The organism is Streptomyces sp. SID5464, assembly GCF_009862985.1.
Taxonomy (GTDB): domain Bacteria; phylum Actinomycetota; class Actinomycetes; order Streptomycetales; family Streptomycetaceae; genus Streptomyces; species Streptomyces chartreusis_D.
Genome location: NZ_WWIQ01000072.1, coordinates 94,268 through 110,713, shown reverse-complemented (window position 1 = coordinate 110,713; position 16,446 = coordinate 94,268). Strand labels below are relative to the sequence as shown.

Sequence of the window (16,446 nt, the reverse complement as noted above, 5' to 3'; positions counted from 1 at the left end):
AGGGAAACCACGGGCGACCGAGGGCCTCAGGCGTACACCTTGTCGAGGAAGGCGGCCAGATGGCCCCGGGTCCGCTCGATCTGCTCCTGAACGGTGAGGCTCTCGTCGAAGCGGGTCCCGTTCTCCGGCACCTTCTTCCCGCGCAGGTAGAGCGAGCAGGCGAGGTCGGTGCACATGTACGCCCCGACGGAGTTGCCCTCGCGTCCGGCCGCTCCCGCCTTCCGTGCGGTCATCAGCGACACACCGCCCCGGGGGTGCGTCGTCAGGCACAGCGAACACATGCTGCGCTGCAGGAAGCCCCGCTGCGCGGCCTGGAACCGCATCGCCAGCCCGACGAGCCGCCCCTCGCGCTCGGTGACCAGATAACTCCGGTCTGGCGCCCCGGGATCCCGCCACCCGAGAAAGTCGAGATCGTCCCAGGGTCGTTCGGCGAGGTCCCGGGGGACGGTCAGACGCTTGGCCTCTCCCTTGGAGCAGTTGACAAACGAGTTGCGGATGTCCGGTTCGGTGAGTGATCTCATGGGAGGGCTCCTGGTCGTCGTACTGAAACCTAGGGGTCCTAGGTTTCGTGTCAGGTTAGAAGCAACGGCGAAGGGGAGCCAGTGGATTTTCCTGAGGTCGCGTCGGTTCGGGCCCGGGCGGCGCTGCGCCATGTGGCGGGCGGCTCGTCGGGGCCCGCCGTCGATCCGGACGTGCGGATCACGCTGAACTTCCATCCGGACCGGTCGGCGGGCGAGGTGCCCGTCCTCGTGGCGCTCGGCCGGGACGGCGCCTACCACTCGCAGTTCGTCACCGGCACCAGCAACGGCGGCCTCACGGCCCGTCCCGGCGGTGACCGGTGGCGCTGGGAGAGCCGGATCTTCGGCGGGGCGTACGACGAGGCGGCCGCTCACGAGCGGCCCGTGTACGGCGCCCTGAACTTCCGCAGGCAGGTGGTCGGCGCGGCGCCGCGCTTCGGCTCCTCGCACTTCCGGCTGCGCGCCGGCGCCCTGAACCGCGCCACGTTCTGCTACCCCGACAGCGCCGCGGAGCCGACCGACTTCGGCGTGGCGACCGGCATGTCGCTCATCGCGCTGGCGGAGGCGGACGAGCGGGACGCCCTCGACGACTACATCGAGGCGCACGTGCACGGCGGCGTCGACCTGGCCCGGGACGTGGACGCACTGGTGCTGGACGCCTGCTACCGCGGCACACCGGTCGAGGCCGCGGCCCGGCGGCTGCCCTGCCCCGTCGAGTGGCACCCCGGCTACCGGATCACGGTGGCCGGACTGCGGCGCAACGCCGACTACCGCGGCCGGGAGTACGCCGAACTGGGCGCCCGGATCGCCCGGGACGGCCTGGTCGACCCGCGGGCCATCGGCGACGCCGCCCGGACGGGTCGGTACGGACTTCAGGACCTGAAGAAGGTGTGGCACACCCTCGCCCGCTTCGGCGCGCCGGAGGGAGCGGGCACGGCCTACTCCGCGGAGGTTGCCTGCGGCGGCCAGACCCCCGGTGCGAGCACCCCCAGCGCATAGGCCCGGGCCACCAGTTGGGTGCGGTTGGCGGCGTGCCAGCGGGACGACAGGCGGCGCAGGTGGTAGGTGACGCCGTCGGTGGTGAGGCCGGTCTCGCGGGCTGCCCGGGCCGTGGTGGCGCCGGCGGCCAGCAGGGCCAGGATGCGCGCCTCCATGGGGGTGACCCGGGCCTGTCCGGCGGGCGGGGCGGGGGAGGGGGCGCGCTCGCCGTCCACGCGCAGCATCACCAGCAGCGCCGGCGTGTCCTCCACCGTGTCGCTCACCGGGTCCGCCGTCAACTCCCCGTACCGCTCCGCGCCGCCGGGTGCCCGCCAGCGCACCGACACCTGGTAGCGCGAGCGGTGCCGCAGGCGCAGTGCCTCGGCGATGCGCTCCACCTGCGTGGCCTCCCGCGGACTGAACAGGTCCAGTACGTCACGGCCGCGCAGCCGCCCCGGCGTCGTACCGCACTCCGCGGCCATCGCCGGATTGGCCAGCAGCACCGCGCCGTACACATCGCACACCGCGACCGGCATCGCGACCCGGTCGAAGAGGAGCAGGGCGCGGTTGCGCCATGTCACGGCCTCCTGCCGGGCCTGGTCCACGAGCTTCTCCTGCCACGTCCGGGCCGCCCCGCGCAAGAGCGACGCGTCTGCTTGTACTACACAATCATGCAGGGCCGCGGCACAGCCCGCAGGGTCCCGTGGATCACGCTGGATCGCAGTACTTCCGTACCGCGAAAGGCAGTTGTCGCGTCATGCGCCCCACCGCACAGACCCCCCGGCCCGCAGACGGCCTCCCCGGCGTCCCCGTCGCCGACATCTCCGGCACCGGACCCGGCGACGCGCCCGTCCAGCAGGCCATGGACCTGATGCGCGAGCACGGGCCGGTGTTCGTGCGGCGGCTGTACGGACGCGACACCCTGTTCGTGGGCGACCTGGACCTCGTGGCCGAACTCGCGGACGAGCAGCGGTTCGCCAAGCACATCGGACCCGGCCTGGAGAACGTCCGCGAGTTCGCCGCCGACGGCCTGTTCACCGCGTACAACGACGAGCCCAACTGGGCCAAGGCGCACGACATCCTCATGCCCGCCTTCGCGCTCGGCTCGATGCGGACCTACCACCCCGTGATGCTGAAGGTGGCCCGCCGGCTCATCGCGTCCTGGGACCGCGACGCCCGCGCCGGACGGCCCGTCGACGTGCCCGGCGACATGACCCGCATGACGCTCGACACCATCGGACTGGCCGGGTTCGGCTACGACTTCGGCTCCTTCGAGCGCTCCGAGCCGCACCCCTTCGTCGAGTCGATGGTCCGCTGCCTGGAGTGGAGCATGACCCGCCTCGCCCGCGTCCCGGGCCGGGACTACTCGGCGGCGGACGCGGCCTTCCGCGACGACTCCGCCTATCTCGCCCGGGTCGTCGACGACGTCATCGCCGCCCGCACCGGCACCGACCAGAGCCAGGCCGACGACCTGCTCGGCCTCATGCTCACCGCCGAGCACCCCGCCGACGGCACCACGCTCGACGCCGCCAACATCCGCAACCAGGTCATCACCTTCCTGATCGCCGGCCACGAGACCACCTCCGGCGCCATGTCCTTCGCCCTGTACTACCTCGCCAAGCACCCGACCGCGCTCCAGCTGGTGCAGCGCGAGGTCGACGAGCTGTGGGGCGACCGGGCAGACCCCGAACCGGGGTACGACGAGATCGGCCGGCTCACCTACACCCGCCAGGTCCTCAACGAGGCGCTCCGGCTGTGGCCCACGGCCGCCGTCTTCGCCCGGGAGGCCCGCGAGGACACGCTGCTCGGCGGCCGCGTCCCGCTGCGCGCCGGGCAGTCCGCCCTGGTGCTCACGCCGATGCTGCACCGCGGGCCCGTCTGGGGCGACAACCCCGAGCTGTTCGACCCGTCCCGCTTCACGGCCGAGGCGGAGGCCGAGCGCCCGGTTCACGCCTTCAAGCCGTTCGGCACCGGTGAGCGCGCCTGCATCGGACGGCAGTTCGCCCTGCACGAGGCGACCATGCTGCTGGCCATGCTCGTCCACCGCTACCGGCTGAGCGACCACGCCGACTACCGGCTCCACGTCAAGGAGACCCTCACCCTCAAGCCCGAGGGCTTCACCCTCACGCTCACCCCGCGCACGACCGCGGACCGTGTCCACGCGCCGCTGCCCGGCGCCGCCCCGGTCCAGGACTCCCGGTCGGCCGAACCGCAGGGCCTGCCCGCGCGCGTCCGTCCCGGCACCGCCGCCCTCTTCCTGCACGGAAGCAACTACGGCACCTGCCGCGACCTCGCGGCCCAACTCGCCGACGAGGCCGCCGCCGTCGGCTGCGAGACCCAGGTGGCGCCCCTGGACGCCCACGCGGGCGGCCTGCCCACCGACCGGCCCGTCGTCATCACGGCCGCCTCCTACAACGGCCGCCCCACCGACGACGCCACCGCCTTCACCGCCCGGCTGGAGGAGACCCACGACCTGTCCGGCGTGACGTACGCCGTCCTCGGCGTCGGCGACCGCAACTGGGCCGCGACCTACCAGCACGTCCCCACACGGATCGACGAGCGGCTCGCGGAATCCGGCGCCGCCCGGCTCCTCGACCGAGCCGCCGCCGACGCCTCCGGCGACCTCACCGGTACCGTCCGGGAGTTCACGGCGGCCCTCCGCGTCGCCCTGCTGGAGCGGTACGGCGACCCGGACGCCACGACCCCGGAGCCCGAGCCCACGGCCGCCTACGAGGTCCGCGCCCTGACCGGCGGCCCGCTGGACGCCCTCGCCGAGCGGCACGAGCTCGTCCCCATGCGGGTCACCGAGGCCCACGACCTCACCGCGCCCGGCTACGCGCGCCGCAAGCGGTTCCTCCGCATCGCGCTTCCGGACGGCGTCACCTACCGCACGGCCGACCACCTCGCCGTGCTGCCCGCCAACCACCCGGACCTCGTCACCCGCGCCGCCGCCGCGCTCGGCGCCGACCTCGACACGGTCCTGGACATCCGCGCCACGCGCCCGCGCCGCGACGCGATCGCCGTCGACCGCCCCGTGACGGTACGGCAGCTCCTCACCCACCACGTGGAGTTGCAGGAGCGCCCCAGCGCCGGGCAGCTGGCCGCGCTCGCCGCCGCCAACCCGTGCCCGCCGGAGCGCACCGCCCTGGCCGCCCTCACCGACGACCCGCGCACCCTCGTGGAGATCATCGAGGACCACCCGGCCCTGCGCGGCGCCCTGGCCTGGCCGCAGCTCCTCGACCTCCTCACCCCGCTGCGCCCCCGCCACTACTCCATCTCCTCCTCGCCCGCCGCCGACCCCCGTCACGTCGACCTGATGGTCTCGCTGCTGGAGGCGCCCTCGCGCTCCGGCAAGGGCCTGTACCGGGGCACAGGATCCGGCTACCTGGCCACCGTCGAACCCGGCGACACGGTGTACGCGCGCGTGCAGCCGTGCCGGGAGGCCTTCCGCATCGACGCCACCGGCGGATCCGCACCGATCGTCATGGTCTCGGCGGGCACCGGCCTCGCCCCGTTCCGCGGCGCCATCGCCGACCGTACGGCGGCCCTCGCGGCAGGCGCCGAACTCTCCCCGGCCGTCTGCTACTTCGGCTGCGACGCGCCCGACGCCGACTTCCTGCACGCCGACGAACTGCGCGCCGCCGAGACCGCCGGAGCCGTCTCGCTGCGCCCCGCCTTCAGCGAGGCCCCCGAGGGCGAGGTGCGGTTCGTGCAGCACCGCATCGCCGCCGAGGCCGAGGAGGTCTGGGCCCTGCTGGGCGCCGGAGCGCGGGTGTACGTCTGCGGTGACGGTTCGCGGATGGCGCCCGGGGTGCGGGAGGTGTTCCGTACCCTGTACCGCAAGCAGACGCCGGGCGCCGACGGGACGGCCGCCGAGCGGTGGCTCGACGGGCTGGTCGCGGACGGGCGTTACGTCGAGGACGTGTACGCGGCCGGCTGACCGAAGGCGAAGGGGAGGGGTGGGCACACGGTGGTGGACTCCTGGGAACGGGCCCGGCACATCCTGCAGGCGGCGGGCCTGGATCCGGGCCGCCTCGCCCACCTCGCCCCGCTGACCGGCGGCACGTACAACACCGTCGAGGAACTCCGCCTCACCGACGGCACCCGCTACGTGCTGAAGATCCCGCCCGCCGCGGCCACCCCCGGCCTCCGGCACGAGCGCCGGCTCCTCGTCTCGGAGGCCGAGTTCTACGACTCGGCCGCCGATGCCGGAGTCCCCGCACCGCGGCTGGTGTCCATGGGGGACGACTTCCTGCTGATGACGGCTTGCCCGGGCGACCCGTGGGACGGCACGCTCACCGACGCGGAACAGACCGCACTGCGCTCGGAGCTGGGACGCCAGACGGCCCGGCTGCACCGCGTGACGGGCACCGGCTTCGGCTATCCCTCCGGCGCCCTCGGCCCGCTCGCCCCCGACTGGCGGACCGCGTTCACGACGATGTTCGACGCCGTACTCGACGACGCCCGGCGCTACGGGGCGCGGCTGCCCCGCCCCGTCGACGCGGTGGCCCGTACCGCCCGGTACGCCTACGGCGCCCTCGACGAGGTCACCGTCCCGTGCCTCGTGCACTTCGACCTGTGGCGGGGCAACATCCTGGTCGACCGCTCGGGCGGCGACGCCCGCATCGGCGGCCTCATCGACGGGGAGCGCATGTTCTGGGGCGACCCCCTGGCCGACTTCGTCTCCCTGGCGCTGCTGGGCGACATCAAGCGGGACGAGGCGTTCCTGGCGGGTTACCGGGAGGTGGGCGGCCGGGCCCGCTTCGACACCCCGGCCCGCCTCCGGCTGGCCCTGTACCGCGCCTACCTGTACCTGATCATGCTCACCGAGACGATTCCGCGCGAGGTCGGAGAGGAACACGAGCGCTGGGTGCAGGAGGCGGTCGCTCCGGAACTGCTCGCCGCTCTGGACGAGATCGAGGAGGCCTCCCGGTCCGTCAGTTAGCTCACATCATGAAATAAGGGGTGGAGGAATATCGCGCCGAGCCCGTCCCCGACGGTATGTTGCAGGTCGGACAGGGGGCCGGAAGGAGCCACATGGCGGGGCGGAACGGGCGCACGGTACGCGATCTCAGACGGGCCAACCGCACGGCCGTGCTGCAACGGCTCTACTTCGACGGGCCGCTCAGCCGCTTCGAGCTCGGCCCGGCGACCGGGCTGAGCTCCGGTTCCGTCAGCAACGTCGTCGCCGACCTGGTGGCCGACGGACTGGTCGAGGAGGCCGGCAGCGTCGACTCCGACGGGGGCCGCCCCCGCACCCTGCTGCGTGTCGCGCCCGGCAGTGGCCACATGATCGGCGTCGACGTCGGAGAGACCCGGGTGCGCGTCGAACTGTTCGACCTCACGCTCACCGAGCTCGCCCGCGCCGAGCACCCGCTCACGGCGCAGACGTACGAGGTCGAGGTCATCGTCGACCACATCCGCCACGGCATCGCCGAGGTGCTCGACACCGCCGGCCTCGCACCCGAGCGGCTCCTCGGCGTCGGCATCGGCGTCCCCGGCATCGTCGAACGCACCCCCGACCGCGGCACGCTCGTCCACGGGCAGACCATCGGCTGGGACACCGTCCCGCTCGAGGCCCTGCTCCGCACCGGCTCGCCCCTGCCGGACACCGTCCCGTACGTCATCGACAACGGAGCCAAGACGCTCGGCCAGGCCGAGATGTGGTTCGGTGCCGGACGCGGCGCCCGCAACGCCGTCGTGGTCCTCTTCGGCTCCGGCGTCGGCGCCAGCCTCGTCACCCCCGACGTGGAACAGGGCCGGGCGGTCGAATGGGGGCACCTGACCGTACGGGTCCGGGGCCGCCGCTGCCGGTGCGGTGCCCTCGGCTGCCTGGAGGCGTACGCGGGAGCCGAGTCACTCATCGCACGCTGGCGGGAGGAGGGCGGCCGGGTTCCGGACGGCATCGACGAGGAGGCCGCGCTCACCGCGATGCTCGCCGCGGCCCACCCGTCCGGCGACGGTCCGGCCGACCCGGTGGCGCTGGCCGTTCTGGAGGAGACCGCCGAGTACCTCGGCGCGGGCCTTTCCGACCTGATCAACCTCTTCCAGCCGGAGCGCATCCTCATCGGCGGCTGGGCGGGCCTGGCGCTCGGCTCCCGCTTCCTGCCCGCCGTACGCCGCCACGCCATGTCGTACGCGCTGCGCCACCCGGCCGAGAAGGTGACCATCGATCTGGGCCGGCTCGGGCCCGACGCTGTCACGGTCGGCGCCGCGATCCTGCCGCTCGCCGACTTCTTCGCGCGCGGCGGCCGGCACCCCGATCCGGCACCGGACGGTCCGCTCCCCGCCTGGCGCACGGCGCTTCAGGAGCGGGCACCGCGCTGAGGTTTCTCAGGTCACCGCGGAGGTACTCGCGTGGCGCCCGGACCAGTGAAGGGAGCACGCCGTGACCGACCACCGCCTCGAAGGACCCGGCGAGAACGGTGAGCCCGTGCCGCGGGACATGCCGGACCAGCAGGCAGACGCCGGCGAGGACCCGTGGGAGGTCGCCCCGCGCTTCACGGGCACCGGCGAGGACCGGAAGGACGACGGGAACGAGGCCGAGGACGGGGCCGGCGAACCCGCCGACGATGTCCCCGACACGGACGAAGCGGGGACGGGACGGCAGGGAGAACCGCGCTCGGGCACCGTCCACCCGGAGCACCCGGTGCCGGACGAGTCCTCCGCCTGAGCGCCGTTGAGCGCTCCGGCGGCGTGAGCGCCGATGGCCGCAGCCGACTGTGGGGGCCGGCTGCGGCCATCGGTCGTCCTGGTGGCCATGGGCTCTCCCGCGGGAGCACCTGTGGAGGACCTGCGGTCAGCCCACCTTGCGTCCCCGCATCGGTTCCGTACGTGCGCCCGCACCCTGCTGAAGACCCTTGAGGAACTCCTCCAGCACCTCCGTCGCCGTGTGCTCCGGCCGCCAGCCGAGTTCCGCACGCGCACGCGTGCAGTCCATCAGGGGCAGCCGCAGCACCGCGTCGAACAGGTGCGGGGAGGCGGGCAGCAGGTGCAGGCCCCAGGCGGCGGCGATCGCCGAACGGGCCGCGGTGCGCGGCAGCCGTACCGGGCGCGCACCGAGCATCTCACCCAGCACCTGCGCGTCGACCGACTGCTCGGCCGCCAGATTGAAGGCGCCCCTGGCGTCGGAGCGCACGGCCAGCCGGTACGCGTTCGCCGCGTCGTCCGTGTGCAGCGCCTGCACCCGCAGCCCCGGTATGTCGGGCAGGAAGGGCAGCAGCTCCGGGCGGGCCAGCGGGCCGGGCAGGAAACGCCCGCCGAAGATCCGGCGCTGCTCGCTCGCGGACTCCCGCTTGAAGAGGAAGGCGGGCCGCATCCGCACCACCCGCGTCTCGGGGTGGTCGCGCTCGAACGTGTCCAGCGCGCGCTCCAGATAGGCCTTCTCCCGGCAGTACGCGGCATCCGGCCAGCCGTGCGTCGGCCACGACTCGTCCACCGCCCGGTCCTTCGGGCCCGGCGAGTACGCGCCGACCGACGAGGCGTGCACCAGCGCCGGCACGCCCGCGGCGGCCACCGCCTCGAACACCCGCATGCTGCCGAGCACATTGGTGCGCCAGGTCGCCGCCGGGTCGTGCGTCGGCTGGAACGCCCAGGCCAGATGGACCACCGCGTCGGCGCCCTGGAACTGCTCGGCCAGATCGGACTCCTCGGACGCCAGATCGACCGCCGACCAGTCCGTCTTCGGCGGCGACCAATCGGGCAGCCGCCGGGCCAGGCCCAGCACGGAGGCGACCTCCGGATCCTCCGAGAGGAGGCGCACCACGCTGGTGCCCACGTTGCCGGTGGCGCCCGTGACGACGATCCTCATGCCTGTTCCGCTGCTCACCATGTGCTCCTCTCGGCCGCGACCGTCCTCGGCAGATGACCGAGTACCCGGGTCGCGCCGATCGCACGTGGGCAGAGGAAAGCCCCGGCCGGACGGGGGAATCACGGCCGGGGCGGCCCAAGGGGTGGGCACGGATGGCGGTCGCCTCTCGGCGAAGGGCTCCACAGGGCTTCAGCCGAACGATCGTCCCTGTGGGCGAATGGTGAGGCCCGGGGACACTGTCCCATCCGCACCCACGTGTTGTTCAACGGGGAACCACTTCTGGGTGTTCCGGCTCCGGACCTCTGTCGCGGTGATGTGTGTCACCGCTCCGCGTGCTCCGGGAGGATCTCGGCCCACAGGTTCTCGGCCTGGAGCAGCAGCGTGCCGAGCACCGCCGTGTGCTCGGCTCCCTGCCCGGCGTGCTCCCGCAGCCGTTCCTGCAACTGCCGGTGCAGCTCCCGCATCCTGTTCTCCTTCTCGTCGTCCCGGCGGCGGTCCACGCTGCCGTTGAGGAAGCGGTCGGCCTCCGTGTGGCAGGCGTCCCCGAGCAGGTCCAGCAGGTCCGCGTACGAGTGCAGGGCCGGGCCCTCGGGCGGGGCGGGCGTGCGCTTGTCGTCCACGGCCACCGCCAGCGCCCGGGTCAGGGTGGTGACCTGCCCGGTGACGCGGCCCAGGCGTTCGTCCTCGTCCGGTGGCGGCAGGGGCATGTGCGGAACGCGGTGGAGGGCGCGCAGCGGGCCGTAGGTCAGGCGCAGGCTCTCCTGGCTCCAGCGGCGCGCCGAGCGCAGCGCCTCCAGACGGCGGTCCAGCCGTGCCGAGGCGTTGAGCCAGCCGGCGGCGGTCTGCGCGTCCCAGTCGCCCTCGTGCAGGTCCGCGGCGACGGAGCGCAGGATGTCGCCCGATTCCCGGGCGAGGGTCGCCAGGTTCTCCCGGACGTCCCGCAGATGGATCGGCGGGAGGACGAGCGCGTTGACGGCGACGCCGATGACGGCGCCGAGCGCCGCCTGCCCCACCCGGTGCCCGACACCGGACATGCTCACGGTGCCCGCGGTGAGGGTGAACAGGGCCGTGGTCGCCGCGTAGATGCCCTGGTCGCCGAAGCGAGGCCAGTTCGACAGCAGCATCAGCACCGGGACGGACAGGGCGAGCGCGCCCGTCGTGTCGCCGGTGAGGGCCAGCGTCGCCGAGGCCAGCACGGTGCCGACGCAGATCGCCCCGAACTGGCGTGCGCCCTGCACCAGCGAGCTGAAGACGGTGGCCTGCACCAGCACCAGCGCGACCCACGGTGCCATCAGCGCCAGCGGGTCGCCCATCCAGACGCCGCCCACCAGCCAGGCGATCACCGCCGCCGCGGCGGCCTTCAGCGACTGGACGACCAGGTCCCGCTCCCGTCCGGGCCCGCGCCAGGCGGCCCGCACGGCCTCCACGGCCGTCCGCGCCTCCCGCCGCACGGCATCCAGTGGTCGCGTGGCGCGGGCCTCCTGCCCGAGCTCGCCCATACGCTCACGGAACGCGTCTGCGGCCGCCCGGCCGTCCGTCACGCTGCGGGGCCGCGGCTCCCGGGCCGTCGGCCCGGAGGGGCGGGTGTCGTTCGTTGCTGCGGCTTCGTCCATGCGCAGCGAGTATCCGCGGGACCGGGGGTTTCACGCCGCCTCATGCCAGCGGACTGTCCCGCAGGGACGCCAGAAGGTGTGCGGGGTCGGCGTAGATCGCGTCCGCGCCGGACTTCTCCAGGTCGGTGCGCGGGATGCCGCCGCACAGGACGCCCACACAGCGCACCCCGGCGCGGCTGCCCGCCCGCATGTCCCACACGGTGTCGCCGACGAAGACCGCCCGCTCCGCCGGCACCCCGGCCAGGCCCAGGGCGTGCTCGACCGGCTCGGGCGCGGGCTTGCCCGCGTCCACGTCGTCGGCGCTGGCGGTGGCGGTGATGGCCTCGTCCGCGTCGATCGCCCGGCGCAGCGCGCTCAGCTCCGCGCCGCCCGCCGAGGTGGCCAGCACCACCGTCCAGCCGTCCCGGTGCAGCCGCCGCAGCAGTGCCCCCGCCTCCGGCAGCGCCGGCAGCCGGTCGAAGTACTGCCCGTACAGCGCCTTGTGCGCGGCGCTGATCCCCGCGTCCTGGTCCGTGTCCCGGTCCTCGCCGAGCAGGTGCGCGACGAGGTCGGTGGAGGCCAGGCCCACGGCCCTGTGGACGGCGTGCATCGGCACGTCGTGGCCCGCCTGCCGGAAGGCCTCCCACCACGTCACGACGTGCAGGTGGTTGGTGTCGACCAGCGTGCCGTCGACGTCGAACACGGCCGCCCGTTGCGCCTCTGCCATGTCTGCGATCCCTTCCTCTTTCGGCTCGCCCGGGTACCACCTCAGCCGCCCGCCACGCCGGACGGCACCCGCCGCTCACGGGTCCAGGCCAGCACCTCCTCGAGGGACCACGTCGTCACCACACGCTCCGGCGGCACCCCGCACTCCTCCGCCCGCGCGCACCCGTTGATCTGCCAGTCCAGCTGCCCCGGCGCGTGCGCGTCGGTGTCGACGGAGAACAGCACCCCCGCGTCCACGGCCCGGCGCAGCAGCCGCCGCGGCGGGTCGAGCCGCTCCGGCCGGCTGTTGATCTCCAGGGCCGTGCCCGTCTGCGCGCACGCCGCGAACACCTCGTCCGCGTCGAACTCCGACTCGGGCCGCCCCCGCCCGGTCAGCAGCCGCCCCGTGCAGTGCCCGAGCACGTCCGCATGCGGATCACGGACGGCGGCCACCATCCGCCGGGTCATCGACCGGGCGTCCATGCGCAGCTTGGAGTGCACCGACACCACCACGACGTCGAGCCGGTCCAGCAGCTCCGGCTCCTGGTCGAGCGAGCCGTCCTCGAGGATGTCGCACTCGATGCCGGTCAGCAGCCGGAACGGCGCCCAGGTCTCGTTCAGCTCCGCCACCACGTCCAGCTGCTCCCGCAGCCGCTCGGCCGACAGCCCGCGCGCCACCGTCAGACGCGGCGAGTGGTCGGTCAGCGCCGCCCACTCGTGCCCCAGCGCCGCCGCGGCCCGGCCCATCTCCTCGATCGGGCTGCCGCCGTCCGACCAGTCGGAGTGCAGATGGCAGTCGCCGCGCAGCAGCGCCCGCAGCCGCTCGCCGCCCCGTACGGCCGGCGGCTCCTTCGCCTCGCCCTCCAGTTTCCGCAGATAGCCCGGCACCTCACCGGCCAGGGCCTCCCGCACCACCTGCGCGGTCTTCGGGCCGACCCCCTTGAGCGACTCCAGCGACCCGGCGTCCGCCCGCCGGCGCACTTCGTCCTCGCCCAACTCCTTCAGCACCCGGGACGCCGTACGGAAGGCGCGCACGCGGTACGTCGGCGCCAGGGACCGCTCCAGCAGGAAGGCGATCCGGTCCAGTGCCTCGACGGGATCCATCGCCACCTCCACCTCAAGGGTTCCCCAGCGCCCCGCGGGCCGCACGGCGGGCGCGCGGTTTGCCCGGTACCCACCCGGGTACTGCGACGCCTCGTCCCGAACGCGCCCACGAGGAGGCCCGCCATGTCCGACCCCACCGCGCCACCCAGCAAGGTCGCCCTGATCACCGGCGCCGACTCCGGCATCGGCAGGGCCACCGCCGTACGGCTGGCCCGGGCGGGCATGGACGTCGGCATCACCTGGCACAGCGACCACAAGGGGGCGCAGGAGACGGCCGAGGAGGTCCGGGCGCACGGGCGACGGGCCGAGGTCGCCCGGATGGACCTCACCCGGCTGCCCGAGGCCGCCGACACCGTCGACGAGCTGTGCGAGCGCCTCGGCCGTCTCGACGTGCTGGTCAACAACGCCGGCACCGGCACCATGACGCCCTTCCTCGACCTGGAGCTGTCCGACGTGCGCGAGGTCCTGGACGTCGATCTGGTCGGGCCGTTCCTGTGCGGGCAGAAGGCGGCCCGGCAGATGATCCGGCAGGGCGACGGCGGGCGGATCGTCAACGTCACGTCCGTCCACGAGCACCAGCCGCGCGTGGGCGCCGCCCCGTACTGCGCGGCCAAGGGCGGTCTCGGCCTGCTCACGCAGGTCATGGCGCTCGAACTCGCGGAGTACCGCATCACCGTCAACGCCGTCGCACCGGGCGAGATCGCCACGCCCATGACCGGGCAGGAGGACACCGACCCGCACACCGAGAGCCGCCCCGGCGTGCCGCTGGGACGGCCCGGCGACGCCCGCGAGGTCGCCGCCGTCGTCGCCTTCCTCGCCGGCCCCGACGCCTCGTACGTCACCGGCGCCTCCTGGAGCGTCGACGGCGGCATGCTCCGCATGGGCCCGCAGGCCGGCTCGCACCTGACGAGCGACGACTGGCGCCGTCCCTGAGCGGGCCGGCCGGACCGTCCGGTCGCTGAACCCGCGCTACCGCCGGTTGCGTTCTAGGCTCGATGCATGACCGAAAGCGCGAGCCCGTACATATCCCACCCGCGGATCATGGTGCTCGGGGTGCAGCCGGGCACACCGCCGTTCCGGATCGTGCAGATCGACGGCCAGGTGGTCGGGGAGGCCAAGGCCCTCACCGACGTCCTGGCGGCCGCCGCCGCGTTCGGCATCACGGTCCACGACCTGGACGATCCGGACGTGGTCCGCTGGGTCGGCGGCGACAAGTTCACCTGGACCGTGCACTAGGGCCTGACCGGGTGCACCAGGTCGACCGGGTACCGGGCCTGACGCCGCGAGGCCGCCCTCCGGGCGACGAGTGGGAATGGTCGGACAGGCCCTAGGACCGCCCGGGCGCCGGCTTCTTCCCGGCCCGGCCGCCACGGGGCCCGCGCGCATGGACCGCGCGGCTCAGCCGGCGCCCCAGGAGCAGGTAACCGATCAGCGCGCCCGCGGTGTTCAGGATGACGTCGTCGATGTCGAAGGCGCGGCCGGTGACCAGCGCGCCCTGGGCGAACTCCACCAGCAGCATCACCACGGCGGTCAGCAGCAGCACGCGCAGGATGCCGCGGGTGCGCGGGGCGACGACGGGCACGAGCACGCCGAAGGGGACGCCCAGCAGGATGTTGCCGCCGATCTGCCGGACGGCGTCCCGCAGTTCCGGCTGGTCGAGATAGGCCTTCAGCGAGCGGCCCGGATGCAGATTGGTGTGGGTCAGCGCCTCCGACGCGGGCGAGGGCTGAAGCGTCAGCCGGGCCAGCACCACGGCGAAGGCCACCATGAACGTGAACGCACACAGCATCGCCAGCAGCCGGACGGGCAGCGGCAGCCGGCGTCGCTCGCGGCCGGAGCCGGCCGTACGGGGACGTGAGGCTGCACCGGCCATTGTCTCCTCCAGTCTTCAACTTCCCTGCGTGATAAGCCGGTTACCCACGGGCGCGCCGACGATGCCGCCGAGGGCTGTTCCCGGCCACGGTTTCCCCGCCGTCCGCCGGGGCACTCCGGGCTGGGAGCCGCCGCGCGCCGTCACGTCCCGCAGCCGGGGCGGTGCTTGGATGACCGCCACAACGATCAGCCCCCGTGGAGGTGGCGCGTGAACCGGCGTACGACGCTCCTCGCCGCGGCCGAGGTACCGCTCTGGTGGGCCGCGCTCACCGCGCTGTGGCTGGTGTTCGTCACCACCGTCGACCCGCTGGAACTCGCGGTCGGCGCGGGCGCGGCCCTCCTGGGGGCGCTCGCGGCGCGGGCCGCGCGACGGGCGGTGGCCGGACGGTGAACGGCTGGATCCTCGCCGCGACGCTCACCCTCGCCGCCGGCCTGGCGGCGGCCCTGTGGGGCGTCTCCACCGGACCGCTGCGGCGCCGGGTCGTCGCCCAGAACCTGTCCACCGCGGTGGCCTGCCCGGGCCTGCTGCTCCTCGCCCAGGGCTACGACCGCCCCTCCTACGTCGATCTCGCCCTGGTCCTCGCCCTGCTCGGCCCGGTCGGCACGCTCGTCTTCGCCCGGCTGCTCGCCGGGGAACTGGCCGAGGACCCGGCCCGTGCCCGGGGCGCGACCTGGGCGGCGGCCGGCCTCGGGGCCGTGGTCGTGCTGGCCCTGTGCGCGGTCACCGGGCCGGGCCGGGCGATGGCGAAGCTCCTGGTGACCGGCGCCCTGCTGATCGGCGGCAACCTCGTCGCATCACGGGCGCTGACCGGCATGGCCGGAGGGACACGCCATGAGTAGCGCCGAACAGGGGAGAAGGCAGCCGTGGACGAAGCCGTGATCGCCGTCGCGCTGGTGCTGGTCGCCGCCTGTGCGACCGTGGCCGTGGCCACCCGCGACCCCGTCCGCCAGGCCCTCGTGCTGTCCGTCCTCGGTGTCGTGCTCGCCGTGCTGTTCACCGTGCTCCAGGCCCCCGACGTCGGACTGTCGCAGCTCGCGGTCGGCTCCGCGCTGACGCCGCTGTTGCTGCTGCTGACGGTCCGCAAGGTGAGACGACGCAGGCACCGCGAGGAAGGCGGGAAATGAGCCCCCGCACGCGGCTGTGGCTGGTGGCCGTGGGCGGCGCGGGCGTCGCCGCGCTGCTCGTCGCGGCCTGCCTCGGCCTGCCGGCCTTCGGCGGCGACCGCCACCCCTACGGCGACCGCGCCGTCGAGGCGTCGCTGGCCCACCGCACCGCCAACACCATCGCCTCCGTCAACTTCGACCAGCGGGCCTTCGACACCCTCGGCGAGCTGACCATCCTGTTCGCGGCCGTGCTCGGCTGCGTCGTCCTGCTGCGGCAGACCCGCGACGAGCACCGCGCCCGGCCCGAACCCGCCGATGTCGCCCCGCCCGTACGCCGCTACGCCCTGCTCGTGCTGCCCGTCGCCCTGCTCACCGGCCTGTACGTCGTCGCGCACGGGCAGCTCAGCCCCGGCGGCGGCTTCCAGGGCGGCGTGGTCGCCGCGACCGCCCTGCACCTGCTGTACCTGGGCGCCGACTACCGCGCCCTGGAACGCGTCCGGCCGGTCGGACGGTACGAGGTGGGCGACGGGGTCGCCGTCTGCGCCTACCTCGTCACGGGCGTCGCGGCACTGCTCGGCGGTGCCGCCTTCCTCGCCAACACGCTGCTGCCGCACGGCACGTTCAACACGCTGTCCTCCGGCGGCACCGTCCCGCTGCTCAACGCGGCCGTCGGCATGGAGGTCGCCTGCGCCGTCGTCGTGCTGCTCGCCCGCTTCCTGGACCAGGCCGTCGAGATCGAGGAGGAGAGCGGAACGTGAGGCCG

At 74.0% G+C, this 16,446-nt stretch carries 18 protein-coding genes; 11 read left to right on the top strand and 7 right to left on the bottom strand.

All coding sequences use genetic code 11. The features are described 5' to 3' along the window. Positions 1–26: 26 nt before the first annotated feature. On the bottom strand, positions 27–521 hold the full coding sequence (locus GTY47_RS34320; protein WP_010040670.1) for an FBP domain-containing protein: 495 nt from the start codon (positions 519–521) through the stop codon (positions 27–29). A gap of 81 nt (positions 522–602) precedes the next feature. On the opposite strand from GTY47_RS34320, the gene GTY47_RS34315 reads away from it, so the two are divergent. Further along, positions 603–1,517, top strand: a complete 915-nt coding sequence (locus GTY47_RS34315) for a DUF3626 domain-containing protein (RefSeq protein WP_040903310.1) — start codon at positions 603–605, stop codon at positions 1,515–1,517. Here GTY47_RS34315 and GTY47_RS34310 read toward each other — a convergent pair. Beyond that, positions 1,457–2,101 (bottom strand): PAS domain S-box protein, encoded by a 645-nt coding sequence (locus GTY47_RS34310; protein ID WP_010040664.1) that lies wholly within the window; start codon positions 2,099–2,101, stop codon positions 1,457–1,459. The genes GTY47_RS34315 and GTY47_RS34310 overlap by 61 nt on opposite strands. Positions 2,102–2,253: 152 nt before the next feature. Between GTY47_RS34310 and GTY47_RS34305 the strand changes: the two genes are divergently transcribed. The 4 genes from GTY47_RS34305 (at position 2,254) to GTY47_RS34290 (ending at position 8,169) form a co-directional block, all read left to right on the top strand. Beyond that, entirely contained in the window at positions 2,254–5,436 is a 3,183-nt protein-coding gene (locus GTY47_RS34305; protein ID WP_010040662.1) for a cytochrome P450, read from the top strand. 30 nt (positions 5,437–5,466) lie between these two features. After that, entirely contained in the window at positions 5,467–6,441 is a 975-nt protein-coding gene (locus GTY47_RS34300) for an aminoglycoside phosphotransferase family protein (protein WP_040903309.1), read from the top strand. Positions 6,442–6,533: 92 nt separating this feature from the next. Continuing rightward, complete coding sequence (locus GTY47_RS34295; RefSeq protein WP_010040658.1) at positions 6,534–7,823, top strand: ROK family transcriptional regulator; 1,290 nt, start codon at positions 6,534–6,536, stop codon at positions 7,821–7,823. A gap of 61 nt (positions 7,824–7,884) precedes the next feature. After that, positions 7,885–8,169, top strand: coding sequence for a hypothetical protein (locus tag GTY47_RS34290; protein ID WP_010040657.1), 285 nt, complete (start codon positions 7,885–7,887; stop codon positions 8,167–8,169). A 126-nt stretch (positions 8,170–8,295) separates the two neighbouring features. Here the strand turns inward: GTY47_RS34290 and GTY47_RS34285 are convergent, their stop codons facing one another. The 4 genes from GTY47_RS34285 to GTY47_RS34270 all read right to left on the bottom strand — a co-directional run bounded on the left by GTY47_RS34285 (position 8,296) and on the right by GTY47_RS34270 (position 12,707). Next, positions 8,296–9,324 carry an SDR family oxidoreductase gene (locus GTY47_RS34285; protein WP_029181229.1) on the bottom strand — a complete coding sequence of 343 codons (1,029 nt, stop codon included), beginning with the start codon at positions 9,322–9,324 and terminating at the stop codon, positions 8,296–8,298. Between the two features lie 302 nt (positions 9,325–9,626). Further along, a complete protein-coding gene (locus GTY47_RS34280) occupies positions 9,627–10,805 on the bottom strand; it encodes an aromatic acid exporter family protein (RefSeq protein WP_040903320.1) in 1,179 nt (392 codons plus the stop codon). 154 nt (positions 10,806–10,959) lie between these two features. Beyond that, entirely contained in the window at positions 10,960–11,625 is a 666-nt protein-coding gene (locus GTY47_RS34275) for an HAD family hydrolase (protein ID WP_010040648.1), read from the bottom strand. Positions 11,626–11,666: 41 nt separating this feature from the next. Next, positions 11,667–12,707, bottom strand: a complete 1,041-nt coding sequence (locus tag GTY47_RS34270; protein ID WP_010040645.1) for a PHP domain-containing protein — start codon at positions 12,705–12,707, stop codon at positions 11,667–11,669. Between the two features lie 123 nt (positions 12,708–12,830). Between GTY47_RS34270 and GTY47_RS34265 the strand changes: the two genes are divergently transcribed. Then, positions 12,831–13,640, top strand: coding sequence for an SDR family oxidoreductase (locus GTY47_RS34265; RefSeq protein ID WP_010040642.1), 810 nt, complete (start codon positions 12,831–12,833; stop codon positions 13,638–13,640). A 66-nt stretch (positions 13,641–13,706) separates the two neighbouring features. Continuing rightward, entirely contained in the window at positions 13,707–13,943 is a 237-nt protein-coding gene (locus GTY47_RS34260) for a hypothetical protein (RefSeq protein WP_029181226.1), read from the top strand. 91 nt (positions 13,944–14,034) lie between these two features. Here the strand turns inward: GTY47_RS34260 and GTY47_RS34255 are convergent, their stop codons facing one another. Beyond that, positions 14,035–14,580, bottom strand: a complete 546-nt coding sequence (locus tag GTY47_RS34255) for a VanZ family protein (protein ID WP_010040640.1) — start codon at positions 14,578–14,580, stop codon at positions 14,035–14,037. 207 nt (positions 14,581–14,787) lie between these two features. Here GTY47_RS34255 and GTY47_RS34250 point away from each other — a divergent pair, with 207 nt between their 5' ends. From GTY47_RS34250 to GTY47_RS34235, 4 genes are read left to right on the top strand one after another with little or no spacing between them, the layout of a single operon-like run. Continuing rightward, positions 14,788–14,970: a hypothetical protein gene (locus GTY47_RS34250; protein ID WP_010040639.1), complete on the top strand. Its 183-nt coding sequence runs from the start codon at positions 14,788–14,790 to the stop codon at positions 14,968–14,970. Further along, entirely contained in the window at positions 14,967–15,419 is a 453-nt protein-coding gene (locus tag GTY47_RS34245; protein ID WP_010040638.1) for a monovalent cation/H+ antiporter complex subunit F, read from the top strand. The genes GTY47_RS34250 and GTY47_RS34245 overlap by 4 nt, the downstream gene beginning before the upstream one ends. Before the next feature lie 24 nt (positions 15,420–15,443). After that, positions 15,444–15,704: a hydrogenase subunit MbhD domain-containing protein gene (locus GTY47_RS34240; protein WP_010040637.1), complete on the top strand. Its 261-nt coding sequence runs from the start codon at positions 15,444–15,446 to the stop codon at positions 15,702–15,704. After that, positions 15,701–16,441, top strand: a complete 741-nt coding sequence (locus GTY47_RS34235; RefSeq protein ID WP_010040635.1) for an MnhB domain-containing protein — start codon at positions 15,701–15,703, stop codon at positions 16,439–16,441. The genes GTY47_RS34240 and GTY47_RS34235 overlap by 4 nt, the downstream gene beginning before the upstream one ends. Positions 16,442–16,446: the final 5 nt, after the last annotated feature.